Raw genomic sequence first — 24,945 nt, 5'->3', positions numbered from 1 at the left:
CGCTCCACGCTTACTCGCTGCATGACTGACAACGACGCTCCCGCACCGGATTTCGACCCGAAGAAAACGCTCAGGCAATTGCCGAATCTGCCGGGCGTCTACCGCTATTACGACGGCGACGGCAAGGTGCTCTACGTCGGCAAGGCGCGCAATCTGAAGAAGCGCGTGTCGAGCTACTTCACGAAGACGCTGCACTCGCCGCGCATCGCGATGATGGTGACGCGCATCCGCAAGATCGAGACGACCGTGACGCGCTCGGAAGCGGAAGCGTTGCTGCTCGAAAACAATCTGATCAAGGCGCTGGCGCCGCGCTACAACATTCTTTTTCGCGACGACAAGTCCTATCCGTTCCTCAAGCTGACCGGGCACAAGTTTCCGCGCATGGCGTACTACCGCGGCTCGGTGGACAAGAAGAACCAGTATTTCGGGCCGTTCCCGAGCGCGTGGGCCGTGCGCGAGAGCATCCAGATTCTGCAGCGCGTCTTTCAGCTGCGCACGTGCGAAGACTCGGTGTTCAGCAATCGCACGCGGCCGTGTCTGTTGCATCAGATCGGGCGCTGCACGGCGCCGTGCACGGGACTCATCAACGAAGACGACTACGCGCGCGATGTATCGAACGCGTCGCGTTTTTTGCTCGGCCGGCAGGGCGAAGTGATGAAGGAACTCGAGCAGAAGATGCACGCCTTCGCCGCCGATCTGCGCTTCGAGCAGGCGGCGGCCGTGCGCAATCAGATGAGTTCGCTGTCGACGGTGCTGCATCAGCAGGCGATCGAAGTCGGCGGCGAGAGCGACGTCGATATCCTCGCGGTCGTGGCGCTCGGCGGCAAGGTGTGCGTGAATCTGGCGATGGTGCGCGGCGGCCGGCATCTCGGCGACAAGGCGTATTTCCCGGCGCATGTCGAAAGCGCGATCGCGCTGGGCGATGAGGATGCGCTTGGGGATGACCTGGAAGAGCACGCGCCGGACGCGGTCGGAGCGACGGAAGCATTGAGCGAATCGGGTGCCGCTCGTGCGAGTGTCGCGGTGCTTGCGGGTGTCGCCGGAGCGGACGATGCAATGGACGGCGGCGGTGTGCTCGAAGCCAACGACGCGCGCACAGCCGACAACATGACGCCAGCCGCCGATGCAACCCAGGCCAACGACGAAACGCAAGCCAACGACGCACTCGATGCCAACGAAGAGATCGACTCGGAAGACGCCATCGAAGCCACCGAAACATCCCGCGAAGGCGCCCTCGAAGCCGAAGTGCTCGAAGCGTTCATGGCACAGCACTACATCGGCAATCGCATCCCGCCGGTGCTGGTCGTGAGCCACGCGCCCGCGAGCCGCGAGCTCATCGATCTGCTCAACGAACAGGCGGGACACAAGGTCACGCTACTGCGTCAGCCGCAAGGCCAGAAACGCGTGTGGCTCTCCATGGCCGAGCAAAACGCGAAGCTCGCGCTCGCGCGTCTGCTATCGGAACAAGGTTCGCAGCAAGCGCGCACGCGCTCGCTCGCCGAGACGCTCAGCCTCGACATGGAAGACCTGGCGCAACTGCGCATCGAGTGCTTCGACATCAGTCACACCATGGGCGAGGCGACGCAGGCATCGTGCGTGGTGTATCACCATCACAAGATGCAGTCGGGCGAGTATCGACGCTACAACATCACCGGCATCACGCCCGGCGACGATTACGCCGCCATGCGTCAAGTGCTCACGCGCCGCTACGAGAAAATGGTCGCGCTTGCCGCCGCCAACGCCAGCGACGAAGCCACGACGTTGCAAACCGAAGACGCCGCCGATCCCAACGTCACGCCGGATGCCGCATCGCCCGTATCCGCTGGCGGGACGCTGCCGAATATCGTGCTGATCGATGGCGGCAAGGGACAAGTCGAGATCGCGCGCCAGGTGTTTTCGGAGCTCGGGCTCGATCATGGCATGCTGGTGGGTGTCGCGAAGGGCGAAGGGCGCAAGGTCGGGCTCGAAACGCTGATCTTCGCCGATGCCCGTTCCGCGCTCGAACTCGGCAAGGAAAGCGCCGCGCTGATGCTCGTCGCGCAGATTCGCGACGAAGCGCATCGCTTCGCGATCACCGGCATGCGCGCCAAGCGCGCCAAGACGCGGCAAACGTCGCGCCTGGAAGAACTCGAAGGCGTCGGCGCGAAACGGCGTCAGCGGCTCTTGTCGCGTTTCGGCGGTTTGCGCGGCGTGCAGGCGGCGAGCGTGGAAGATCTGGCGAGCGTCGAAGGCATTTCGCTGGCACTCGCGCAGCAGATTTATCGACAGTTGCATTGAGCCGGACGCACGGCGCGGCGCGGCTCGCAATGGCCGCGCCGCGTGGCCCGCCGCCTTGTGAGCGACGGGTCGACGCGGCACAATGGCACCTCCCTTTCATGTGGCTCTCGCTCTCGTCCATGCCGTTCAACTTACCGATTTTCCTGACGTGGCTGCGAATCGTGCTGATTCCGCTCGTCGTGGGCGTGTTCTATTTGCCGGACATGATGTTGAGCCTCGAGCATCGTAATTTGCTCGCCATGGTCATCTTCGTTCTGGCCGCGCTCACCGACTGGTTCGACGGCTTTCTCGCGCGCAAGCTCAATCAGACGTCCGCGTTCGGCGCGTTTCTCGACCCGGTCGCGGACAAACTCATGGTGACGGCCGCTTTGCTCGTGCTCGTGCAGCTCATGCGCTTGAACGCGGTGATCGCGCTCGTGATCGTCGGGCGGGAGATCACGATCTCGGCGCTGCGCGAATGGATGGCGCAGATCGGCGCATCGAAGAGCGTCGCGGTGAATTCGCTGGGCAAGTTCAAGACCGTATGTCAGATGGTCGCCATTCCTATGCTGCTGTTCTATGGGCAGTTGCGCATCCCCGGCGTGCAATGGGTGATCGATACGCGCGTGTGGGGCTTGTGGCTCATCGATGTCGCCGCGTTCCTCACCGTTTGGTCGATGCTGTACTACATGAAACTCGCGTGGCCGCAGATTCGTGAGCGGGGCGGCATGCTGTGAGTTGAGCCTTCCTTGCAGCCGTTCTTCAGTTTGCTAAAAATTGCGTCGAAACACGAAAAGGGCGCGCAAAAACAGTTGACACCTTTTCTTCGCTTCTACATAATCTCGTTTCTGTCGAACACGCAGCGCCAGCAGCAAGGAAGTAAAGAGCTGAAGGCACCGCGAAGACGGCAGAAAGCATCAGCAACGCGGGAGTAGCTCAGTTGGTAGAGCGCAACCTTGCCAAGGTTGAGGTCGCGAGTTCGAGCCTCGTCTCCCGCTCCAGATTCAAGTTTTCGAGGCATGCAGCGCAGCGGTATCAAGCGAAGCGGCAACGAAAACAGCAGCAAGCAAGTGTAAGCAGTAACGCAGCACGGAAAGATCAATGCGGGAGTAGCTCAGTTGGTAGAGCGCAACCTTGCCAAGGTTGAGGTCGCGAGTTCGAGCCTCGTCTCCCGCTCCAATCAAAGGGGAAGCAACGCTTCCCTTTTTGTTTGGTGGACTTGCCGGCGTTTCGGCCGGGACCACCACACCGCTTATGGCGCGATAGCAAAGCGGTTATGCAGCGGCCTGCAAAGCCGTTTAGACCGGTTCGACTCCGGTTCGCGCCTCCAAAAAAAAGCCCTGATTCGTCAGGGCTTTTTCTTTTTACAACGTCGGATCTTCGGCGCTTCTGCCGATTCTCGATTGCTGCAAGGAAGCTCCCGATACGCCGCGTGGCGCCGGCGCGGCATAATTGCGGCACTTTCCATTGGCGCAGCATCCGCCGCGCCGCATGCCAAATCCATGACCGACAGACTCTCCGACATTCAGTGGCGCTGGAAGCGCTTCGACGATCTCACGACGACCGAGGTCTACGACATGCTTGCGGCACGCAGCGCGGTCTTCGTCGTCGAGCAAAACTGCGTTTATGGCGATATCGACGGCTACGATGTCGATGCCTGGCATTTGCTCGCCTACGGCGAAGACGAGCAACTCGCAGGCTATCTACGTGTGTTGCTGCCAGGGTTCCCGAAAGAAAGCGAAACCGATGTCCGCATTGGCCGCGTGCTGACGACCGTCAAATTTCGCGGCTTCAAACTCGGTAACGCGATGCTCGAACGCGCGCTCGATCACATCATCGCGCAATGGCCGGATCAGCCGATCAGTCTGCACGCGCAAGCCCATCTGCAGAAGTTTTATGGCGCGTTCGGTTTCGTCGCGTCGTCGGGCGTACATGACGAAGACGGCATTCCGCACGTGTGGATGCGCCGTCCCGGCTTCGGCGCATAACGCCTGCGAGCGCGTTCCTACGTACTCTTCCCGTGGATCACGCGTTCGAGATCGGCTGCAATGGCGTCGATGGAATCGCGGTCGGTGGCGAGCAGGCGCGCGTGACCATCGCGATCGAAGATGTACACGGCCGAGCTGTGCGTGACCTCGTAAGCGCCGCTCGGATCGCGCTTCTCCATCTGATACGCCACGCGGTACCGCTTCGCGATGGCTTCGATTTGCCGATCCGAGCCCGTCATGCCCACGGCGTGTTTGCCGTCGAAAGCGCGCACGTAAGTCCGCAGCAACGCGGGCGTGTCGCGCGCGGGATCGACCGAAACGAATACGATGCGCGTCTGGTCCGCGTCAGGCCCCACGCGCGCCAGAACCTGCATGAGACGCGCCATGGTTTCCGGGCACACATCCGGACAATGCGTATAGCCGAAATAGACGAGCGTCGCGCGGCCTTTCAACGATTGGCCCGACACATGCGCGCCGCTGTCATCGACGAGTGAAAAATCGAGATCGGGCAGATGGCCGGAAACATCGGTCAGATGCCAGGGCTCGGCGGGACGCGAGCAGGCAGCAAGCGCGGTGAGCAGAACAGATACAAGCAGGCGGCGGAAGGGTACGGGCATCGAAAGGTTGCTTTGGACTGTAACGGCTGTATCAAGCCCGCAAAATACACGCCTTTTCATGGGCGTGAGGCGCATGATTTAGCTTTAAGCACATTTTTGAGACAATTTGCCGCGCGCGCCTGCTCTTCCGTAAGCAAGACGCCATGCGATCGTCAATCCGCTCCTTTCCAGACGGAAAGCCTGCGGCAGTAACATGCGATACGCACGCGCCCATCACAGGCAAACCACAGGTCAACGATCGATGCAAATTCTTCCCGATTCCCTGTCTCTTGCCGAGACCGCTTTCTTCTTCGACTTCGACGGCACGCTGGTCGAACTCGCCTCCACGCCGGATGGCATTTTCGTGCCGCGCTCGGTGCCCGACATTCTCGCCGCCTTGCGACGCGCCACCAATAACGCGGTCGCGGTTGTGTCGGGGCGCGGTATCGACAACATCGATTCCTTCTTGCAGATGCCCGATTTGCCCGTCGCCGGCATGCACGGCGCCGAGCGGCGCGATTCGAATGGCGACGTGCAGCGCATAGGTTTCAACGACGAGCGGCTTTTGCGCATGGAGCACGCGCTCGAAGGCGTCGTCAGCGCGAATCCCGGCATGCTGCTCGAAATCAAGGGCGCCGCGCTCGCGCTGCATTATCGCAATGCGCCGGATCGCGAACCGGCCGCGCGTGCGGCCACCGAGCGGCTCGTCGCACAATACGCCGATGCCTACGTGCTTCAGCCCGGCAAGATGGTCTACGAGATCAAGCCGAAGGACGTCGACAAGGGCCGCGCGGTGCGCGCGTACATGAGCGAGCCGCCGTTCACGGGACGCAAGCCCGTCTTCATCGGCGACGATATTACGGACGAGAAAGGCTTCGCGGTCGTCAACGAATTCGACGGTCTGTCGATCAAAGTCGGTCCCGGCGACACCGTGGCGCGCGCGCGAATCGAATCCGTCGAACTGCTGCTCGACTGGCTGCAGGTGATCGCGGGCACGGCGGGGAAGCACGCGTGAGCCGGCTGATCATCGTTTCGAACCGGGTGGCGCCGATCTCCGAAGGCGGCCCGGCCGCGGGCGGCCTCGCGGTCGGCGTCTACGACGCACTCAAGGAAACCGGCGGCATGTGGTTCGGCTGGAGCGGCGACGTGCTGAACGCGCCGCCGGAAAGCATCAAGCTGGAAGAGCACGGGCCGGTGACGTTCGCGACCATCGGACTTTCGCGGCAAGACTACGATCAGTACTATCGCGGGTTTTCCAACGCGACGTTGTGGCCGGCGTTTCACTATCGGCCGGATCTGATCGAGTTCGACCGCAACGAATACGAAGGCTATTGCCGCGTCAATCGCTGGCTGGCCGCGCAGCTCGCGCCGCTGCTCAAGCCCGACGACGTGATCTGGGTGCACGACTATCACCTCATTCCGTTTGCGCAGGCGTTGCGGGCGCAGGGCGTTCGAAATCGCATCGGGTTCTTTCTGCATATACCGTTTCCAGCGTCGCAGATTCTCTTGAGCGTGCCGCGTCATCGGAACCTGGTGGAAGCGTTGTGCGACTTCGATCTGCTGGGTTTCCAAACTGAGCCCGATCTGCGCGCGTTTTGCGATTACATCGAAACCGAGGCGGGCGGCACGCTCGCGAAAGACGGCGCGAAGCCGGTCGTGGTCAGCGCGTGCGGCAAGACGGCGCGCGCGGCGGCTTATCCGATTGGCGTCTATCCCGACGAAGTCGCGGCGCTCGCGAAAGACGGCGAGAGCGGCCGCGACGTGCAGATCGTCAAAGCGACGCTGCATCAGCGCAAGCTCGTGATGAGCGTGGATCGGCTGGATTATTCGAAGGGTCTGGTCGAGCGATTTCGGGCGTTCGAGCGTCTGATCGAGCATCGGCCGCAGCAGCGAAACAACGTTTCGTTTTTGCAGATCGCGCCGCCGACGCGCTCGGACGTCGATGCTTATCGCGACATTCGCCTGCAACTCGAAGCGGAGTCGGGGCGCATCAACGGGCGTTACGCCGAGCTGGACTGGACTCCCATTCGCTATATCCATCGGCAATATGAACGGCCGGTGCTCGCGGCGCTGTTCCGCGAGGCGCATGTCGGCCTCGTCACGCCATTGCGCGACGGCATGAATCTGGTGGCAAAGGAATATGTATCGGCGCAAGACCCGGACGATCCCGGCGTGCTTGTGTTGTCGCAATTCGCTGGCGCCGCGCGTGAGCTGACTGCCGCGCTCATCGTGAATCCGCTCGATATCGACGATATGGCCGATGCACTCGCCACCGCGCTTGCAATGCCGCTCGACGAGCGCCGGGCGCGTTACACGGAGATGATGGCGCAACTGCGCGACAACAACGTTTCCGTGTGGCGGGATAACTTTTTGCGGGACTTGAAGGCGGGGTAGAGCGGCGAACGATCACGCCAAACCAACGCAGATGTAAAAAGCCGCGTTCCCTTTCGGAAAGCGCGGCTTTTTTACGTCGTCGTCGAAACTTAGGCCGGCTGCTTATGCGGCGTGGCAACGATGGATGGCAACTTGCCGTGCTGCTTCGACAGCAACTCGCGATACAACCCCGGCCGGTCGCGCAGTTCTTGCGGCGAGCCATCGTCGATCACCTTGCCGGCGCTCATCACGATGATGCGGTCGAAGTTCTGCAACGTCGACAAACGGTGCGCAATGGCAACCACCGTGCGGCCGACCATCAACCGGTCGAGCGCCTGCTGAATGGCTTCTTCCGATGAACTGTCGAGCGCGGACGTCGCCTCATCGAGCAAGAGAATTGGCGCGTTTTTAAGGATCGCGCGCGCGATCGCGATGCGTTGACGCTGACCGCCCGACAGCTTCACGCCGCGATCGCCGACGATGGTATCGAAGCCTTCCGGCATTGCTTCGATGAAGTCCGTGCAGCGGGCTTCGCGTGCGGCGGCCATGACTTCCTCACGCGTCGCTTCGGGCCGGCCATACGCAATATTCTCGAACACCGTGCGATGGAACAGCGAAATATCCTGCGGCACGAGCGCAATCGAATGTCGCAGGCTGTCCTGCGTGATGCCGTTGATATCCTGGCCATCGACCTTGATGCTGCCCTTCTGCGTCTCGTAGAAGCGCTGCAGAAGCGCGAGCACGGTTGACTTGCCCGCGCCCGACTTGCCGATCAGACCGACTCGCTGGCCCGGTTCGATATGCAGATGGAAGTTGTCGAGAATCGGACGACGGCGCGGATACGCGAACGTGACGCCATCGAAATCGACGCGGCCGCCCTGTGGCACGAGTTCGGTGGCGTCGGAACGGTCGGGCATGCCATGCGGTTCGAGCAGCGTCTGCACGGCTTCGGCCAGACGCGCGACGTGCTGCGTGACATCCACGAGCGCCACGGCGAGGTCGCGCGTGCCGTGCAGGATCGTGAAGCCGAGCGAGCTGACGAGCACGATATCGCCCGAGGTCGCCTGGCCTTTCGACCAAAGCCACAGTGCCCAGCCGAGCAGCCCGGCGGAGAGAATCGCCGTCACGACCGCGTGGAAGAGGCGCAGCTTTTCCAGGTACAAGAGGCTTTGCTGACGCGCGACCATCTCGGCCTTCACCGTCGAGCCGAAACGCTTCTGCTCGTTGAAGGTCATGCCGAACGCGCGCACGAGCGCCATGTTGCCGATCACGTCGACCAGTTCGCCATCCACCGAAGCGGCCTTCGACGCGAAGCTGTGATGCCGCGCAGAACCGCGCTTGGCCAGCCGATACAGAATGAACGCGAGGATCAGCGACGCGCCCATGAGGCAGCACGCCATCAACGGATTCACCGCGACGATCATGATGATCGCGCCCAGCACCGCGATGCACGGCGGCAGGACGTTCCAGGCCATCACGTTTTCGGAGGTGTAGATCGCGTTCGAGGTCGCCGTGATCCGGCTCGCGAGCATGCCGGGCTGTTTCTCGGAGAAGTAAGTCGGCGAATGGCCGCTCAAGTACGAGAACAAGTCCTTGCGCAGGTCGCCCGTCACGATCACGAACACGTGCGCGCCGACCCATCCACCGACCCGCCAAAGCAGGTTGTCGGCGGCGATCAGTCCCACCAGGATCATGAACGCGCCCCAGAGCGGACCGGGATGCCCCCGGCCCTGACCGAGCACATCGATCAGATGCTTGATCGCGTACTGGGAAGCGAGCGCGCAGCCAACTGCGGCAAACACGCTGAAGAGGACGATGGCATGCGCTACCGGATGCCGGCGTATGTAACGCAGAAGGAACGCCAGCGGGCGATGTGCATAGCTCGCGAGCTTGGCGTTGTGTGCGTTACGTTGAGAGACGGTAAGTTGGTCCAATGGTCTTTTTTCGTCGTAGAGCGGTTGAGCGTGTGTTGCGCTTTCGGATTTCCGGGCGAAAAGCGTTTCGGCGACGCGGCGCCGTCTCTATTGCCTGAATTGTAGCCACTATCGCTCAAGCCTCAGGCGTCAATCGGGCGTTTAATGCTGGGCGGCAGTTTTGCCGCCTCGACATCGTCCGCAGTGGACCGAACCCTAGGCCTAGCGCCACCGCGATTCGAGCGCCTTGCGGCATCGGCGCGCATTGTAAGCACTTTGCGAAACTTTTTGCGATGGAGCAAGCGCTCAAATTAAGCTCGCCTGCCGCAGCCACGCTATACGGGTTCGATTTCAGACCGGTGGCACCGCCATGCCAAAGCACGTGTCGCGCCAGCGTAGGTTGATGGGTGGTCGAAATCGACTTCGCAGCATCGAGAGCGTGGCGTCGCCCGTGCATCGTTCAAGCGCGTGGGTCCAATGTAGAACAGCCTTAATAAACAGGGGCTTGCAAAATGTTTCCCCCGTGTAACAAGGTAAATAAGTTGAAATGCCTGCCTGCGTGCTCTGTAAAAAGCTCCATAATTCGCTCCGGGTTTTCACTAAGTTTTTTTGACAGCTTTTTGTAGGATGTCGTCAACCTCGAAAGCCGTTACGCGTTTATTGCTGGTGTGCGGATTATTTTGAGACATGGAATCGCTTTTGCTTTGATGCGATCCGTTCGAAGGTCTCGCGCAAAACCCAAGTGACCGGCGACCACGCTTTTCTTTCTCGTGCATCAGCTTTGCAACGCGGTGAATTCACCGCAGCAGCTCCCGCCCGAGCCGAGCGATTCGCCCCTTGTCCACGACTGAAGTACTTAGCCTGATTTTTTATTTGGAGTTTCCGACATGCGAATCGCTCAAATCGCGCCCCTCCACGAGGCTGTTCCGCCAAAGCTCTACGGTGGCACGGAACGCGTGGTGTCTTATCTGACCGAGGCTCTCGTCGAGGCCGGACACGACGTCACGCTCTTCGCGAGCGGTGATTCGCAAACGTCCGCGAAGCTCGAAGCGTTCTGGCCGCAAGCGCTGCGTCTGGATCCGACCATTCGCGACACGATGGCGCCGCACATGCTGCTGCTCGAAGAAGTCCGCCGCCGCGCTGACGAATTCGACGTGCTGCATTTCCATATCGATTATTACCCGTTCTCGCTGTTCGCACGTCAGCCGGTGCCGTTCGTGACGACCATGCACGGTCGTCTCGATCTGCCGGAATTGCAGCCGATCTTCTCGACGTTCAACGACGTGCCGGTTGTCTCGATTTCCGACAATCAGCGTCAGCCGCTGCCGCAAGCGAACTGGCTGTCGACGGTGTATCACGGCCTGCCGGAAAATCTGCTCACGCCGATCCCGAACGTCAAGCCCGGCTACCTGGCGTTTCTCGGCCGCATCTCGCCGGAAAAGCGCGTGGACCGTGCAATCCGTATCGCACAGGCCGCCGGCATGAAGATCAAGATCGCCGCGAAGCTGGACAAGGCCGACCGCGCTTACTACGAGGAAGAAATCAAGCCGCTCTTCGCGCTGCCGCATGTCGAATACATCGGGGAAATCAGCGAAGCGGAAAAGACCGAGTTCCTCGGCAACGCGCACGCGCTGCTGTTCCCGATCGACTGGCCGGAGCCCTTCGGTCTCGTCATGATCGAGGCCATGGCGTGTGGCACGCCGGTGATCGCGTTCAACCGCGGCTCGGTGCCGGAAGTGATCGAGAACGGTGTGTCGGGCTTCGTTGTCGAAGACGAACTCTCGGCGATCGCCGCAGTGAAGCGTCTCGACACGCTGTCGCGCGCGAAGGTGCGTGAGGCGTTCGAAACGCGCTTCTCGTCGAAGGTCATGGCCGCGCGCTATGTCGAAAACTACGAGGAACTGCTGCGTCAAAAGCGTCGCACGGTGCTGCGCGAAGTGAACGCAGGCTAAGTTTTCGCACGCTGTTTTCGTATCGAACAACGCCCCGCGCGCCGCAAGGCTCGCGGGGCGTTGTCGCAATGGCACACTTGAATGGCGCATCTGAGCGCTAAGCCGCTTTCGTCCGCGAAACCTCTGAGGAAAATCGTAATCTCCCTATAATGTCCGGGCTTCGTCAAGTGCGAAGCGAAATTGCCGTTAGCGTGGATAGTGCGCGACGGCGTGCATCGAATGAAAGACAGGAGCGCAACTTTTGGCGATACCCAAGCAAATCAGCGCGAGCCCGGCGCCCGGCGCCGGCACGGTATTCGCGCTGCGGGCCATCGGGCTGATACTCGCGGCGCGCTGGGCGTTGTCGATGTCGCAAATGGGCTATCTGTCCTCGCTGCGCGCCATGACATCGTCGCCGTGGGCGTGTCTGAATCTCGTGCTGATTTTTTTGCTGATCGCGCTGCCGGGTGCGAAGGCGCGCATCGAGCGGCCGCTGCATCCGCTGCCACAATGGCTGCGGCAGGCGCTGCGCTTCCTTGCGCTTCTCGCGTTTGCCTTCGCGATGTTCTCCGTGGGCGCGTTCGTCTGGGCTTCGGGCTGGCGCCGTTTCGTACACACGCTCGCCGAGACCAACGGCTGGCTCGCGGTCGGCCCGGCGCTCTACGCAGTCGTGATGTGGATATGCCGTCCGCGTGCGCTCTGGCGTACCAATATCGCGGCGCGGCGCTTTGCCATCGGCCGCTTTGCAATCTCGCTCGATCCCGTCACGCGCACCGCAATGGTCTGGGCGGAAAGCCGCAAGCTCGGTCAGTACGATGCGCGGGAATTGTCGGTGAAGTGGCCCGCGCCCGTCGCCGACGAAGCCGCGCAAATCTCGATTCTTGCGCCGTCGACGGAACCGGCCGCGCCGGCATCGACGATCCATCGCAATGGCACCCTCAGGAAGAGTTGGTTCGCGCGCCGTCCGAAGGTCGAGTTGTTGTGGGATTCGCCGGCAGCGGCGGGGCACAATCGCAAGACGGTATTTCGCGCGCCGTTGGCGAGCGTCGGTGACCGCAACGCGGCGCGCGCACTCGACACGACCTTGCGGCAAGTCTGACGAGGTCGCCGGCAACGCAGAATTTGCTTCTCGTTTTCGATGGAGGAAAGGATGCTGATACGCTGGTTGCTCGCTGCGCTTCACTTGCTTGGTTTCGGTTTCGCCTTGGGCGCCGTGCTCGCGCGAGCGCGCGCCTTGCGGCGGCTCGATGTCGCGCAGTCGGTGCAGGCGAACGATGTGCGTCTGCGCGATGTGTTCCGCTCCGATTCCGTGTGGGGCATCACTGCAATTGTGCTGATCGTCACCGGGCTGATGCGCGCGTTTGGCGGCTTCGAGAAAGGCGGCTCGTACTATTTGCACGAGCCGCTTTTTCATCTGAAGATGACCGCGCTCGTGCTGATCTTGCTGATCGAAGTTTCACCGATGCTCGCGTTGATTCGCTGGCGCGTGACGCTCGCGCAGGGCGGACCGATCGATCTCACGCGCGCCCGGCGCTTCGCGTGGATGAGCGATCTGGAAGCGGCGCTGGTGATCGTGATGGTGATTGCCGCAAGCGGAATGGCGCGCGGCGTGTGGGCGTCTTAGCTTCGGCTGGCGAAGCGCGCGGACGAAAAAAAACGGCGCCCGAAGGCGCCGTTTTTTATGGCATTCAGTTCAGACTGCAACTGCTTGCCTCTGTCGTGGTGGGTAGTACTGGGATCGAACCAGTGACCCCTGCCGTGTGAAGGCAGTGCTCTACCGCTGAGCTAACCACCCGAAGAGATTGAGATTATGTCAGGACGTTCTCGATTCGTAAAGCTCTTCTTTGAACAAATTCGAAAAAATCAGGCGGCGAGCGTATCGCTTTCCGCGGGCGCGGGTTCCGTGCGCCACACACTCGTGCCTTTGATCGCTCGGTCGAGGTCGGAGAGCACGGCTTCATGCGCCGCGAGCTCGTCCGCGCTTGCCGCGATGACCGTGAGATCGAGGTCGTCGAGCGCGATACGCTGTGTGCCTGTCGTGCCTTGCGCGGGCTGGTCGCCGAGCATGTCGATGACGAGGCTTTCCTGACCGCGCGTCATCGCCAAATAGACTTCCGCGAGCAACTCCGAGTCGAGCAACGCGCCATGCAGCGTGCGGTGCGCGTTGCTGATGCCGAAGCGGTCGCAGAGCGCGTCGAGCGAGTTCCGTTTGCCGGGGAATATCTGCTTCGCTTGCGCGAGCGAGTCGATCACGCCGGCGCACATCGTCGACACTTTCGGCAAGCCGAGTAGCGCGAACTCCATGTCGAGAAAGCCGACGTCGAACGGCGCGTTATGAATGATCAACTCCGCGCCGCTAATGAAGTCGCGCAACTGCGCGGCAATCTCAGTGAACTTCGGCTTGTCGCGCAGGAACTCCGTCGTCAGGCCGTGCACCGCGAGCGCGCCCGGGTCGCTGTCACGTTCGGGGTTCACGTACAAATGCAGGTTGTTACCGGTAAGCCTGCGATTGACCAGTTCGACGCAGCCGATTTCGATGATCCGGTCGCCCGTGCGAGCGTTCAGGCCGGTGGTTTCGGTGTCCAGTATCAGTTGGCGCATGAGATGTGTGTCGTTGGTTCGTGCATGTTTCAGCTATCGGCGAGCGAGCTCACGCCGCGATTGGCGAGCGCATCGGCGCGTTCGTTTTCGGGATGCCCGGCGTGCCCCTTGACCCAGCGCCATTCAATCTGATGTTGCGCGACGAGGGCATCCAGCCGCTTCCACAAATCGGCGTTCTTGACGGGCGTCTTCGCTGCCGTCATCCAGTTCTTCTTCTTCCAGCCGTGAATCCATTCGCTGATGCCTTTCTGCACGTATTGCGAGTCGGTGTGGATCACGGCCTGACAGGGCCGCTTCAAGGCTTCGAGCGCGGCGATCACCGCCATCAGTTCCATGCGGTTGTTGGTGGTCGCGGCTTCGCCGCCGAACAGTTCCTTTTCGAGCGAGCCGAAGCGGAGCAGGGCGCCCCAGCCGCCGGGGCCCGGATTGCCCTTGCACGCGCCGTCCGTGTAAATGTCGATGATTTTGTTCGATGCGTTCGTCGATGCGGATTCGTCAGTCATCAATGCTCGTTGCGAGTGTGCGGTGCGGCGACTGGTGCAAGGCCAGGCGCGAGCGCGGGTTTCTTCAATTTGCGCGGGCCGATGAGCCGCATGCCGCGCACGCGTTTCACCGCCGTGATCATGTACGCCGCGCCGAAGATGGGCCACCAGCGGTCGCCGGCGGGCTCCATGAATTGATAGCGTTGCAGCCACTTGTCCGTGACGAGCGGGGGACGATAGCAGCCGAAGCGTCCGCGTTCAAGGTCGAATCCAAGCAATTTGATCCAGTCCTTGATGCGCGTGAACGCGATCATCTCGTGCGCCGCCGGCACGAACGGCCGTCCCGTGACCTTGCCGAACGACTGGCGCGCGCCCCACAGACTCAAGGAGTTGAAGCCAAGGATAATGAGCTGGCCTTCAGGCACGAGCACGCGCTCGGCTTCACGCAGAAGCCTGTGCGGATCGCGCGAAAATTCGAGCGTATGCGGCAGCACGAGCAAATCGACGCTCTGCGCTTCGAAAGGCAAGTCGAGCAAATCGCACCAGACCGTGGCGCGGCCTTCCGGCGCGCTCGCGGCAGGCAACGGACTCACGCTGCGCGAGGCCGCTTGCGGCATCGTGTAGGGCGCGCTCGCGCCGCTTTCCGCGTCGAGCACGAGCCCGCGGCCGGTCATGCGATTTTCGCGCAGCGCGTCGAGTTGCGGCATGCCGAGCTGAAGCGCGTGATAGCCGAAGATGTCGGATACCACGCGATCGAGCTGCGCTTGTTCCCACTCGAGCACATAACGTCCGGGTGCGGAGCTTGTCCAGGCGGGCCAGTCTATAATCACTCGGTCTGACATGTTGGGGTTGCCGCTAGATGATCGCTATGGATTCGCATGCTAAGGGTTCGCTCGAATACGTTCCGGTTCCGGCGTTCGAGGACAACTACATCTGGCTCGTGTCGGACTCGCGCGACGCGGTCGTGATCGATCCGGGCGACGCCGCGCCCGTCGAGGCGTATCTCGCCGAACGCGGTTGGCGGCTGACCGCTATTTTACTCACGCACCATCATCAAGACCACGTCGGCGGCGTCAAAGCACTGCTCGATAGCCGAACGGCAGAGGGTGGCGTGCCGGTCTACGGACCGGCCGGCGAGCGCATCGAGCATTTGACTGCGCGCTTATCCGAAGGCGATATCGTGCGCGTGGACCAGCCTGCCCTGGAGTTTCGCGTCCTCGATGTACCTGGCCATACGGCCGGTCACATCGCGTACTTTCAGGCACATGACCCGCGTGGCACACCGCATCTCTTTTGCGGCGACACGCTTTTTGCAAGCGGCTGTGGCCGGCTTTTCGAGGGCACGCCGCAGCAGATGCTCGCCTCGCTCGATTCGCTCGCCTCGCTGCCTGACGATACGCTAGTGCACTGCGCCCACGAATACACGCTTTCGAACATCCGCTTTGCGCGCGCATGCGAACCGGACAGCGCGGCGCTTGCGCGCTGGAACGACGACGCCGTCGCGTTGCGAGCGGCCGGCAAGCCCACGCTGCCGACGACCATCGGCCATGAGAAGTGCGTCAACCCCTTTCTGCGCGTGGACGACAAGGCCATTCAGGCAACACTTTCCACTCAGTTCGGACAGCCGATTTCCGACCGCCTCGACGCATTTCGCGTGATGCGCGGCTGGAAAGATAAGTTCCGCTGATGTCTCATAATTAGGGCGAACTTAATCCGAAACTTTGGAAACGCCGATAGATGCAGGATTTTGCAGGGGAATTACGTGCATTCTTATTGACGTTGCAAGTGCGGTTCCGTACCATCGGCTTCAAATTTCCAAGCGTCTTCTTTGGAAGCCGGAACGTTCATGCGACTAACACTTAGTGCGCTATCCGTCCTGACACTGGCCGCGTGTGCCAGTCAAGGTCCGACAGCGCTCACCTCCAATACCACAGCAACACCCACCGAAGCCTCGCAGCAAAAGGTCGCGGACACCATTCGCCGCACTGCCGCAGCCAAGGAAACCATTGACGTCGACAAGACGCCTGTCACTTCGCTCGTCGGGTCGTCGGACCTGTGGAACCGCATTCGCGCGGGCTTCCAGATTCCGGATCTGCAAACCGACCTGGTCGACATGCAGGTCAACTGGTACGCGCAGCGCCCAGAGTATGTGGAGCGCATGACTGCGCGCTCGCAGAAGTATCTATATCACATCGTCGAAGAACTCGAAGCACGTCATATGCCGACGGAACTGGCGCTTCTGCCGTTCATCGAGTCGGCATATAACCCGCAGGCGCTGTCGGTCGCGAAGGCCGCTGGCATGTGGCAGTTCGTGCCGGGCACTGGCCGCGACTACAACCTCAAGCAAAACATGTGGCAGGACGAGCGCCGTGACGTGCTGGCATCGACCAGCGCCGCGCTCGACTATCTCTCGCGTCTGCATGACATGTTCGGCGACTGGCATCTCGCGCTCGCCGCATACAACTGGGGTGAGGGCAATGTGCAGCGCGCCATCGCGCGCAACGAAGCCGCAGGTTTACCGACGGACTACGAAAGCCTGCGCATGCCCAACGAGACGCGCAATTACGTGCCGAAGCTGCAGGCGGTCAAGAATATCGTCAGCAACCCGCAGCAATATGGCCTTGCGCTGCCCGACATTCCGAATCACCCGTATTTCGTGACGGTCACGACCGCGCGCGACATCGACGTGACCATGGCCGCGAAGTTGGCCAGCATGAGTGTCGAGGAATTCCGCTCGCTGAATCCGTCGTTCTCGAAGCCGGTCATTCTCGGCGCGACCAATCCGCAGATCTTGCTGCCGTTCGACAACGCAGCGACGTTCCAGCGCAATCTGAGTTCGTACACGGGCGCGCTGTCGTCCTGGACGACCTACACGGTGTCCGAGCGTGCGCGTCCGGCCGCTATTGCCGAGAAGATCGGCGTGGATGCGGACACGCTCATGTCGGTGAACCATATTCCGGCTGGCATGCGTCTGAAGCCGGGCTCGACCATCGTCGTGCCGCGTAATGACGACGACGACGAGGACATCAGCGCCGATGTCGCCTCGAACGCCATGCTGGCCGTCGAACGCGACGTGCCCGACACGCGCAAGATGGCCATCCGCGTGCGCCGCAAACAGTCCATCGAGACGCTGGCGGATCGCTACAACGTGTCGGTCGGGCAGATCAGGGCCTGGAACCGCACGCATCGCGAAGTCTTCATGCCGGGGCAAGTCGTTGTTCTGCATGTGCCGTATGGCAAGGCAGTGCCGGCCGAGCCGGGTCCGGTTCGTCTGGAAACCGTTTCGGCGTCGAGCCGTTCGTCGGGCGGCGTGACGAAGATCGGTACGCGCGCTCCGGTTGCCAAGAACGCATCGGCGAAGGCCACGGCGCATTCGGCGACGAAATACACGAAGGTTTCGAGTTCCAGCAAGTCCTACACAGCGAAGCCGGCCGTCGCCAAAACAGCCACACCCGCCAAACGCGCTACCACGAAGAAGACCACGAAACACTAAGCATCGCGCTTCTCGGTTTATTCCACGCCGTCACCAAGGTGACGGCGTTTTCTTTTGGTGCGCCAGTTAAACTGGCATTTCAAAAAAACAATGAAGCGCTCGCATCGCATGTCGTCCTCAGTTCGTCTTCGCGTCTTTTTTCTGTTCGCCGCCGGGTATTTCGTCTCGTACTTGTTCCGGGGCGTGAATCTCGGCTTCGCGCCGCTGATCACGCACGACCTCGGTTTGTCGGCGGCAGACCTGGGTCTGCTGACTTCGCTTTACTTCATAGGCTTTGCGCTCGCGCAGATTCCGGTCGGCGTGCTGCTCGATCACTTCGGGCCGCGCACGGTGACGGCCGGCATGCTGGTTTTCGCGGCGGTTGGAATCTGGGTTTTCGGGGCGTCGCAAGGATTGGCCGGGCTGATGGTGGGGCGGCTTTTGATCGGCGTCGGTGTTTCGGTCTGTCTGAGCGCAGCGTTCAAGGCGTCGGCGCAGCATTTCCCTGTCGCGCGACTGCCGCTCGTCAATGGCTTCACGATGGCCGTTGGCGGTCTCGGCGGCGTCGCGGTCGGCTCGCCGCTCGCATCGCTTCTGCAGGTTGCCAACTGGCGGCAAGTTTGCGTCGGACTCGGCGTGTTCACGCTGATCGTGTCCGCGGCCATCCTGCTATTTGCACCGCGCAAGAGCGACGCGCGCCATCAGGCCGACATCGTCACACAGTTCAAAGGCACCTGGCACATCTTGAAGAGCGGCGCGTTCTGGAAGATCGCGTCGTTTTCCGTCGTCACGCAGGGCGTGTTTTACGCGATGCAATCCCTGTGGATCAAGCCCTATCTCCTCGACGTGATGGACCTCACGCCTGCCCACGCCTCCGCGCTCGTCTCGGTGCTCGGCCTCGCGATGATGTTCGGCAGCGTCGGCTTCGGCGCGGCAGCGCGCGGTATCGAGCGGCGCGGCATATCGGTCTATGCGTTCTGCGGCGGCGGCATGGTGTTGTTCGTCATCACGCAAATCCTCATGGTGCTGCGCGCGCCGCTGCCGCCGGCGGTGCTGCTCGCGGCGTATGGCATTTTCGGCGGCACAGGCATTCTGAGCTACGCGATAATGGCGGAGTACTTCCCGTCGCACATGATTGGCCGCACCAATACGACTCTCACGCTCGTCATTTTCTTGCTCATCTTTGGTTTTCAGGTCGGGGTCGGCGCCGCGCTGTCGTTTTGGCCGTCCGTGGGCGGGCGCTATCCCGTGTCGGCGCATCTCACCGTGTGGATTTCGCTCATCGCGCTGCAGGTGGCAAGCGCCGTATGGTATGCGTGGCCGAGCGCCGCGCTCGATAAGGGCAAGCAGGCCGTGCACTGAAGTCGGGCGCGCCGCGTCGGGCGAAAGGCGCGTGACAACAAGCAGACCATTCCCAAATTTGGCTAAAAGACCGCTTTCAAGCTATAATTCGAAGGTTTGAGCATATCAACCCGCACCCTAGCGCCTACCCCCATTCACCGTCGTTCGCTGCGCCTTGCAGTGCGCGCCGCACGCCGCCGATCGCCTGCTTCGTTATCCCGTTGGGTCCACCCAGCGCGTTAATCCAAGCCGCGACGCGCGCCTGACGAGCCGCCGCTGACAAAAGCGCAAAGGATATCCCCGTTCATCGCAATGAACGCCGGGAACCAAGCCTGAATTTCGGACAGACAGGTCGGTAACAGGGTGTCCCCCAAGGAGCCTTCCGTGTTGCCGTCATTCTCCCCAGCACTACTCGCACTTGCCGACGGCACGGTCTTTCGTGGTCAATCGATCGGTGCAACCGGCTCGACGATCGGCGAAGTCGTATTCAACACCGCCATCACCGGTTATCAGGAAATTCTGACCGATCCGAGCTACGCCCGCCAGATCGTCACGCTGACCTATCCGCACATCGGCAACGTCGGCGTGAACGCCGAAGATGTCGAGGCCACCAAAGTCCATGCCGCCGGTCTCATCATTCGCGACCTGCCGGTGCTCGCATCCAACTTCCGTTCTGAGCAGTCGCTTTCCGACTATTTGAAGGCCCAAGGCGTCGTCGCGATTTCGGACATCGACACGCGCAAGCTCACGCGAATTCTGCGCGACAAAGGTGCGCAGAACGGCTGCATTCTCGCGGGCAGCGACGACGAAGCAAAGGCGCTCGAACTCGCGCGCTCGTTTCCCGGCCTCGCGGGCATGGATCTGGCAAAAGTCGTGTCGACCGACAAGTCCTATGACTGGACGCAGACCGAATGGCGCCTCGGCAGCGGCTACGGCACGCAGGAAGCCCCGAAGTTTCGCGTCGTGGCGTTCGATTACGGCGTGAAGTACAACATTCTGCGCATGCTCGCCGAGCGCGGTTGCCAGGTCACCGTGCTGCCGGCGCAAGCGAGCGCGGCTGACGCACTCGCGCTCAATCCGGATGGCGTCTTCCTCTCGAACGGCCCCGGCGACCCGGAACCGTGCGACTACGCCATCGCGGCCACGCGTGAATTCATCGCGCGCGGCATTCCGACCTTCGGCATCTGTCTAGGACACCAGATCATGGGCCTCGCGGTCGGCGCGAAAACCATGAAGATGAAGACCGGCCACCACGGCGCAAATCACCCGGTGAAAGACCTGGAAGACGGCCGCGTGGTCATCACGTCGCAGAACCACGGTTTCGCGGTCGATGCCGACACGCTGCCCGCTAACGCAAAGGTCACGCACGTATCGCTTTTCGACGGCACGCTGCAGGGCTTCGCGCTCACCGACAAGCCCGCGTTCTGCTTCCAGGGTCATCCGGAAGCGTCGCCCGGCCCGCACGACATTGCATATCTGTTCGACCGCTTCATCAAGCTGATGGAGACGCAGAAGGTCACTGCCTGACAGTCGAGAGCACAGAACGGAACACCGCAACACAAAACATCGAGAGCAGTTATGCCGAAGCGCACAGACATCAAGAGCATCCTCATCATCGGCGCGGGTCCGATCATCATCGGCCAGGCGTGCGAGTTCGATTATTCGGGCGCGCAGGCTTGCAAGGCGTTGCGTGAGGAAGGCTACAAGGTCATCCTCGTCAACAGCAATCCCGCGACGATCATGACCGACCCGAACACGGCCGACGTCACTTACATCGAGCCGATCTCGTGGGAAGTGGTCGAGCGCATCATCGCGAAGGAGCGGCCGGACGCGATCTTGCCGACCATGGGCGGACAGACCGCGCTCAATTGCGCGCTCGATCTGTTCCATCACGGCGTGCTGGAAAAGTACGACGTCGAGCTGATCGGCGCATCGCCGGAAGCCATCGACAAGGCCGAAGACCGCCAGAAGTTCAAGGACGCGATGACCAAGATCGGTCTCGGTTCGGCCAAGTCGGGAATCGCGCATTCCATGGAAGAAGCGCTGACCGTGCAGGCGCAAATCGCCGAGGCCACTGGCAGCGGCGGCTATCCGACCGTGATTCGCCCGTCGTTCACGCTGGGCGGGTCGGGCGGCGGCATCGCGTATAACAAGGAAGAGTTCGAGGAAATTTGCCGGCGCGGTCTCGATCTTTCGCCGACGCGCGAACTGCTGATCGAAGAATCGCTTCTCGGCTGGAAAGAGTACGAGATGGAAGTTGTCCGCGACAAGAAGGACAACTGCATCATCGTGTGTTCGATCGAAAACCTCGATCCCATGGGCGTGCATACCGGCGACTCGATCACCGTCGCGCCCGCGCAGACGCTGACCGACAAGGAGTATCAGGTTCTGCGTAACGCGTCGCTTGCCGTGTTGCGCGAAATCGGCGTCGACACAGGCGGCTCGAACGTGCAGTTCGCGATTAACCCCGACGACGGCCGCATGGTCGTGATCGAGATGAACCCGCGCGTGTCGCGCTCGTCCGCGCTGGCATCGAAGGCAACGGGTTTTCCTATCGCCAAGGTCGCGGCCAAGCTCGCGTGCGGCTATACGCTCGACGAGTTGAAGAACGAGATCACAGGCGGTCAGACGCCGGCGTCGTTCGAGCCGACCATCGACTATGTCGTGACGAAGGTGCCGCGTTTCGCGTTCGAGAAATTCCGCGAAGCCGACTCGCGCCTGACCACGCAGATGAAGTCCGTCGGCGAAGTCATGGCAATGGGCCGCACGTTTCAGGAATCGTTCCAGAAAGCGCTGCGCGGTCTCGAAGTGGGCGTCGACGGTCTGGACGAAAAGACCACGAGCCGCGACGAAGCCATCCGCGAAATCGGCGAGCCGGGACCGGACCGCATCTGGTATCTCGGCGACGCGTTCCGCCTTGGTCTGACGGCTCGGGAAATCTTCGAGGAAACGTCGATCGACCCGTGGTTCCTTGCGCAGATCGAGCAGATCATCCTGAAGGAGAAGGCGCTCGAAGGCCGCACGATCGAAAGCCTTGGCAAGGACGAATTGCTGTATCTGAAGAAGAGCGGTTTTTCCGACCGGCGTCTTGCGAAGCTCACCGGTTCGAAGCAGGAAGACGTGCGCCGCCGTCGTCACGAGTTGAAGGTGCGGCCGGTTTATAAGCGCGTCGATACTTGCGCGGCCGAGTTCGCGACCAAGACGGCGTACATGTATTCGACCTACGAGGACGAGTGCGAAGCCAATCCGACCGACAAGAAGAAGATCATGGTTCTCGGCGGCGGCCCGAACCGGATCGGGCAGGGCATCGAATTCGACTATTGCTGCGTGCACGCCGCGCTCGCCATGCGCGAAGATGGTTACGAAACCATCATGGTCAACTGCAATCCTGAAACGGTTTCGACCGACTACGACACATCCGATCGTCTGTACTTCGAATCGCTGACGCTCGAAGACGTGCTCGAAATCGTCGAGCTGGAAAAGCCGGTCGGCGTGATCGTGCAGTATGGCGGCCAGACGCCCCTCAAACTCGCGCTCGACCTCGAAGCGAACGGCGTGCCGATCATCGGTACGTCGCCGGACATGATCGATGCCGCCGAGGATCGCGAGCGGTTCCAGCAATTGCTGAAAGATCTGAATCTGCGCCAGCCGCCGAATCGCACCGCGCGCGCCGAAGACGAAGCACTCAGGCTCGCGGAAGAAATCGGTTACCCGCTGGTCGTGCGTCCGTCTTATGTGCTGGGTGGCCGCGCAATGGAAATCGTCCACGAGCCGCGCGATCTCGAACGCTACATGCGCGAGGCCGTGAAGGTATCGAACGACTCGCCGGTGTTGCTCGACCGCTTCCTGAACGACGCGATCGAATGCGATGTGGACTGTATCTCCGATGGCGATGACGTCTTCATTGGCGGCGTGATGGAGCATATCGAACAGGCGGGCGTGCATTCCGGCGACTCGGCTTGCTCGCTGCCGCCTTATTCGCTCGCGCAAGACACCATCGACGAACTGAAGCGGCAAACCGCCGCCATGGCGAAGGCGCTGAACGTGGTCGGTCTGATGAACGTGCAGTTCGCCATCCAGCAGGTTCCGCAAGACGATGGCTCGAAGAAGGATGTCATCTACGTGCTGGAAGTAAACCCGCGTGCATCGCGCACGGTGCCGTATGTGTCGAAGGCGACGGGCCTGCCGCTCGCGAAAATCGCGGCGCGCGCAATGGTCGGGCAGAAGCTCAAGCAGCAAGGCGTGACGAAGGAAGTGATTCCGCCGTACTTCAGCGTGAAGGAAGCGGTGTTCCCGTTCGTCAAGTTCCCGGCGGTCGATCCCGTGCTCGGGCCCGAGATGCGTTCGACGGGCGAGGTGATGGGCGTGGGCCGCACCTTCGGCGAAGCGCTTTTCAAGTCGCAACTCGCGGCGGGTTCGCGTCTGCCGGAATCCGGCACGGTGCTTCTGACCGTGATGGATGCCGACAAGCCGAAGGCCGTCGAAGTGGCGCGCATGCTGCACGAACTCGGCTACCCGATCGTCGCGACCAAGGGGACGGCCGCGGCCATCGCGGCGGCGGGTGTGCCCGTGAAGGTCGTGAACAAGGTGAAGGACGGGCGTCCGCATATCGTCGACATGATCAAGAACGGCGAAATCGCGCTGGTCTTTACCACCGTCGATGAAACGCGCGCGGCCATCGCCGATTCGCGTTCCATCCGTATGAGCGCGCAGGCCAACAAGGTCACGTACTACACGACGATGTCCGGCGCGCGCGCGGCGGTCGAAGGTCTGCGTTATCTGCGCGATTTGGAAGTCTATGATTTACAAGGCCTCCACGCTCGCCTAAACTAAGGCTTCGATTACCGGTCCAAGTATCACGAGCCGCGGTTAAGCGGCGTCTTCTCGTTCTGGGGAGATGCGCTTAACCGCGGTAATTTTTTTACGGCTGTTTTTGTTTGTGGATTGTCTATGAGCACGATTCCCTTGACGAAGCGCGGCGCGGAGTTGCTGCGCGACGAATTGCAACGCCTGAAGGCTGTCGAGCGTCCCGCGGTCATCAACTCGATCGCGGAAGCACGCGCGCAGGGCGATCTGTCGGAAAACGCGGAGTACGATGCCGCGAAAGAAAAGCAGGGCTTTATCGAGGGCCGCATTGCGGATCTCGAATCGAAGCTTGCCGCCGCGCAAGTGATCGACCCGAAAACGGTCGAAGCGGAAGGCCGCGTGGTGTTCGGCGCGACCGTCGAATTGGAAGATCTCGAGTCGAGTCATAAGGTGACGTATCAGATTGTCGGCGACGACGAAGCCGACATCGACCACGGTCTCATCTCCGTCAGCTCGCCCATTGCGCGCGCGCTGATCGGCAAGACGGAGGGCGACGTCGCCTCGGTGCAGGCCCCGAGCGGCGCGCGTGAGTACGAAATCATCGCTGTTCGATACGTCTGATGGAGCATCGACTCTTTCGCACGGTGACGATGATTTGGGTCGGCAGCTTGCTGACCCTCGGTCTCGTCGCCGCGCCCGTGCTCTTTTCGGTGCTCGACCGTACGTCGGCGGGATCGGTGGCGGCGCAGCTCTTTCGCATCGAAGCGTATATCGGCGTGGTCAGCGCGCTGATTCTGATCCTGATCGGCAATCGCTTCGTGAAGAGCGGCATCGTCGACTACAAGCGCGTGCGGTGGCTCGTCGCGGTCATGCTGGTGTGCGTGCTCGTCGGATACTTCGCGTTGCAGCCGTTCATGAATTCGCTGCGCATCTCGGCGCAGGAAGCGGGGATGGAACTCGCGAATTCGCCTTATGCGAAGGAGTTCGGCGTTCTGCATGGCATTTCGAGCGCGATTTATTTGATCGAATGCCTGTGCGGTATTGCGCTCGTGTGGCGTTTGCCCGGTGCGGCGCCTGTCAAGATCGTGCCGAAGGGCAAGTCCGCGAAGGTCGCGGCCAAGCGCGCGCGTAGCTGAAGAAGATGCTGCGAGAGACGGCGCGGACGTTTTGAATCATCGTCCGCGCC

Annotated in this window: 20 protein-coding genes and 4 tRNA genes; 18 read left to right on the top strand and 6 right to left on the bottom strand. The window is 61.6% G+C overall.

Features of this window, described 5'->3' with window-relative positions; all coding sequences use genetic code 11:
- Positions 1-21: 21 nt before the first annotated feature.
- From uvrC to LDZ28_RS09440, 6 genes are all read left to right on the top strand, one after another.
- Positions 22-2,277, top strand: coding sequence for an excinuclease ABC subunit UvrC (gene uvrC, locus LDZ28_RS09465; RefSeq protein WP_244825784.1), 2,256 nt, complete (start codon positions 22-24; stop codon positions 2,275-2,277).
- A 119-nt stretch (positions 2,278-2,396) separates the two neighbouring features.
- Positions 2,397-2,993: a CDP-diacylglycerol--glycerol-3-phosphate 3-phosphatidyltransferase gene (gene pgsA, locus LDZ28_RS09460; protein WP_244828086.1), complete on the top strand. Its 597-nt coding sequence runs from the start codon at positions 2,397-2,399 to the stop codon at positions 2,991-2,993.
- 188 nt (positions 2,994-3,181) lie between these two features.
- Positions 3,182-3,257 (top strand) — tRNA-Gly (locus tag LDZ28_RS09455).
- Between the two features lie 102 nt (positions 3,258-3,359).
- Positions 3,360-3,435, top strand: a tRNA-Gly gene (locus tag LDZ28_RS09450).
- A gap of 77 nt (positions 3,436-3,512) precedes the next feature.
- Positions 3,513-3,586, top strand: a tRNA-Cys gene (locus LDZ28_RS09445).
- A 172-nt stretch (positions 3,587-3,758) separates the two neighbouring features.
- Entirely contained in the window at positions 3,759-4,244 is a 486-nt protein-coding gene (locus LDZ28_RS09440; RefSeq protein WP_244825782.1) for a GNAT family N-acetyltransferase, read from the top strand.
- Positions 4,245-4,261: 17 nt separating this feature from the next.
- Here LDZ28_RS09440 and LDZ28_RS09435 read toward each other — a convergent pair whose 3' ends face one another.
- Positions 4,262-4,861: an SCO family protein gene (locus tag LDZ28_RS09435; RefSeq protein ID WP_244825780.1), complete on the bottom strand. Its 600-nt coding sequence runs from the start codon at positions 4,859-4,861 to the stop codon at positions 4,262-4,264.
- A gap of 241 nt (positions 4,862-5,102) precedes the next feature.
- Here LDZ28_RS09435 and otsB point away from each other — a divergent pair, with 241 nt between their 5' ends.
- Both otsB and otsA read left to right on the top strand, forming a co-directional pair.
- Positions 5,103-5,855: a trehalose-phosphatase gene (gene otsB / locus LDZ28_RS09430; RefSeq protein ID WP_244825778.1), complete on the top strand. Its 753-nt coding sequence runs from the start codon at positions 5,103-5,105 to the stop codon at positions 5,853-5,855.
- Positions 5,852-7,234, top strand: a complete 1,383-nt coding sequence (otsA, locus tag LDZ28_RS09425) for an alpha,alpha-trehalose-phosphate synthase (UDP-forming) (protein ID WP_244825776.1) — start codon at positions 5,852-5,854, stop codon at positions 7,232-7,234. Before otsB ends, otsA begins: the two co-directional genes overlap by 4 nt.
- 89 nt (positions 7,235-7,323) lie before the next feature.
- Here otsA and LDZ28_RS09420 read toward each other — a convergent pair whose 3' ends face one another.
- On the bottom strand, positions 7,324-9,147 hold the full coding sequence (locus LDZ28_RS09420) for an ABC transporter ATP-binding protein (protein WP_244825774.1): 1,824 nt from the start codon (positions 9,145-9,147) through the stop codon (positions 7,324-7,326).
- Positions 9,148-10,013: 866 nt separating this feature from the next.
- On the opposite strand from LDZ28_RS09420, the gene LDZ28_RS09415 reads away from it, so the two are divergent.
- The 3 genes from LDZ28_RS09415 to LDZ28_RS09405 all read left to right on the top strand — a co-directional run bounded on the left by LDZ28_RS09415 (position 10,014) and on the right by LDZ28_RS09405 (position 12,681).
- Entirely contained in the window at positions 10,014-11,078 is a 1,065-nt protein-coding gene (locus LDZ28_RS09415) for a glycosyltransferase family 4 protein (protein WP_244825773.1), read from the top strand.
- Between the two features lie 241 nt (positions 11,079-11,319).
- A complete protein-coding gene (locus LDZ28_RS09410) occupies positions 11,320-12,156 on the top strand; it encodes a hypothetical protein (RefSeq protein ID WP_244825772.1) in 837 nt (278 codons plus the stop codon).
- A gap of 51 nt (positions 12,157-12,207) precedes the next feature.
- Positions 12,208-12,681: a DUF2214 family protein gene (locus LDZ28_RS09405; protein ID WP_244825771.1), complete on the top strand. Its 474-nt coding sequence runs from the start codon at positions 12,208-12,210 to the stop codon at positions 12,679-12,681.
- A gap of 96 nt (positions 12,682-12,777) precedes the next feature.
- Here LDZ28_RS09405 and LDZ28_RS09400 read toward each other — a convergent pair.
- The 4 genes from LDZ28_RS09400 to LDZ28_RS09385 form a co-directional block, all read right to left on the bottom strand.
- Positions 12,778-12,852, bottom strand: a tRNA-Val gene (locus tag LDZ28_RS09400).
- Positions 12,853-12,920: 68 nt separating this feature from the next.
- Positions 12,921-13,658 (bottom strand): DNA polymerase III subunit epsilon, encoded by a 738-nt coding sequence (gene dnaQ / locus LDZ28_RS09395; RefSeq protein WP_244825769.1) that lies wholly within the window; start codon positions 13,656-13,658, stop codon positions 12,921-12,923.
- Between the two features lie 29 nt (positions 13,659-13,687).
- Entirely contained in the window at positions 13,688-14,161 is a 474-nt protein-coding gene (gene rnhA, locus LDZ28_RS09390; protein ID WP_244825767.1) for a ribonuclease HI, read from the bottom strand.
- Positions 14,161-14,982: a class I SAM-dependent methyltransferase gene (locus tag LDZ28_RS09385; protein WP_244825765.1), complete on the bottom strand. Its 822-nt coding sequence runs from the start codon at positions 14,980-14,982 to the stop codon at positions 14,161-14,163. Before LDZ28_RS09385 ends, rnhA begins: the two co-directional genes overlap by 1 nt.
- Before the next feature lie 17 nt (positions 14,983-14,999).
- Between LDZ28_RS09385 and gloB the strand changes: the two genes are divergently transcribed.
- From gloB to LDZ28_RS09350, 7 genes are all read left to right on the top strand, one after another.
- A complete protein-coding gene (gene gloB / locus LDZ28_RS09380) occupies positions 15,000-15,827 on the top strand; it encodes a hydroxyacylglutathione hydrolase (RefSeq protein WP_244825763.1) in 828 nt (275 codons plus the stop codon).
- 159 nt (positions 15,828-15,986) lie between these two features.
- Complete coding sequence (locus LDZ28_RS09375; protein ID WP_244825761.1) at positions 15,987-17,633, top strand: transglycosylase SLT domain-containing protein; 1,647 nt, start codon at positions 15,987-15,989, stop codon at positions 17,631-17,633.
- 108 nt (positions 17,634-17,741) lie between these two features.
- A complete protein-coding gene (locus LDZ28_RS09370) occupies positions 17,742-18,974 on the top strand; it encodes a nitrate/nitrite transporter (RefSeq protein WP_244825759.1) in 1,233 nt (410 codons plus the stop codon).
- 363 nt (positions 18,975-19,337) lie between these two features.
- Positions 19,338-20,480: a glutamine-hydrolyzing carbamoyl-phosphate synthase small subunit gene (carA, locus tag LDZ28_RS09365; RefSeq protein WP_244825757.1), complete on the top strand. Its 1,143-nt coding sequence runs from the start codon at positions 19,338-19,340 to the stop codon at positions 20,478-20,480.
- Positions 20,481-20,531: 51 nt separating this feature from the next.
- On the top strand, positions 20,532-23,786 hold the full coding sequence (carB, locus tag LDZ28_RS09360) for a carbamoyl-phosphate synthase large subunit (protein ID WP_244825756.1): 3,255 nt from the start codon (positions 20,532-20,534) through the stop codon (positions 23,784-23,786).
- Positions 23,787-23,903: 117 nt separating this feature from the next.
- Positions 23,904-24,380 carry a transcription elongation factor GreA gene (gene greA, locus LDZ28_RS09355; RefSeq protein WP_244825754.1) on the top strand — a complete coding sequence of 159 codons (477 nt, stop codon included), beginning with the start codon at positions 23,904-23,906 and terminating at the stop codon, positions 24,378-24,380.
- Positions 24,380-24,895 carry a DUF4149 domain-containing protein gene (locus LDZ28_RS09350; protein ID WP_244825752.1) on the top strand — a complete coding sequence of 172 codons (516 nt, stop codon included), beginning with the start codon at positions 24,380-24,382 and terminating at the stop codon, positions 24,893-24,895. The genes greA and LDZ28_RS09350 overlap by 1 nt, the downstream gene beginning before the upstream one ends.
- Positions 24,896-24,945 lie beyond the last annotated feature (50 nt).

Source organism: Caballeronia sp. TF1N1 (genome assembly GCF_022878925.1).
In the GTDB taxonomy this organism is placed as follows: domain Bacteria; phylum Pseudomonadota; class Gammaproteobacteria; order Burkholderiales; family Burkholderiaceae; genus Caballeronia.
Note: the sequence above shows the minus strand (reverse complement) of the source record. Positions and strands in the feature narration are given on the sequence as shown.

Coding starts and splice junctions, on each gene's coding strand:
- uvrC (WP_244825784.1), top strand. CDS start 22: ATGACTGACAACGACGCTCCCGCACCGGATTTCGACCCGAAGAAAACG.
- pgsA (WP_244828086.1), top strand. CDS start 2,397: ATGCCGTTCAACTTACCGATTTTCCTGACGTGGCTGCGAATCGTGCTG.
- LDZ28_RS09440 (WP_244825782.1), top strand. CDS start 3,759: ATGACCGACAGACTCTCCGACATTCAGTGGCGCTGGAAGCGCTTCGAC.
- LDZ28_RS09435 (WP_244825780.1), bottom strand. CDS start 4,861: ATGCCCGTACCCTTCCGCCGCCTGCTTGTATCTGTTCTGCTCACCGCG.
- otsB (WP_244825778.1), top strand. CDS start 5,103: ATGCAAATTCTTCCCGATTCCCTGTCTCTTGCCGAGACCGCTTTCTTC.
- LDZ28_RS09415 (WP_244825773.1), top strand. CDS start 10,014: ATGCGAATCGCTCAAATCGCGCCCCTCCACGAGGCTGTTCCGCCAAAG.
- LDZ28_RS09405 (WP_244825771.1), top strand. CDS start 12,208: ATGCTGATACGCTGGTTGCTCGCTGCGCTTCACTTGCTTGGTTTCGGT.
- dnaQ (WP_244825769.1), bottom strand. CDS start 13,658: ATGCGCCAACTGATACTGGACACCGAAACCACCGGCCTGAACGCTCGC.
- rnhA (WP_244825767.1), bottom strand. CDS start 14,161: ATGACTGACGAATCCGCATCGACGAACGCATCGAACAAAATCATCGAC.
- LDZ28_RS09385 (WP_244825765.1), bottom strand. CDS start 14,982: ATGTCAGACCGAGTGATTATAGACTGGCCCGCCTGGACAAGCTCCGCA.
- gloB (WP_244825763.1), top strand. CDS start 15,000: ATGATCGCTATGGATTCGCATGCTAAGGGTTCGCTCGAATACGTTCCG.
- LDZ28_RS09375 (WP_244825761.1), top strand. CDS start 15,987: ATGCGACTAACACTTAGTGCGCTATCCGTCCTGACACTGGCCGCGTGT.
- LDZ28_RS09370 (WP_244825759.1), top strand. CDS start 17,742: ATGTCGTCCTCAGTTCGTCTTCGCGTCTTTTTTCTGTTCGCCGCCGGG.
- carB (WP_244825756.1), top strand. CDS start 20,532: ATGCCGAAGCGCACAGACATCAAGAGCATCCTCATCATCGGCGCGGGT.
- greA (WP_244825754.1), top strand. CDS start 23,904: ATGAGCACGATTCCCTTGACGAAGCGCGGCGCGGAGTTGCTGCGCGAC.
- LDZ28_RS09350 (WP_244825752.1), top strand. CDS start 24,380: ATGGAGCATCGACTCTTTCGCACGGTGACGATGATTTGGGTCGGCAGC.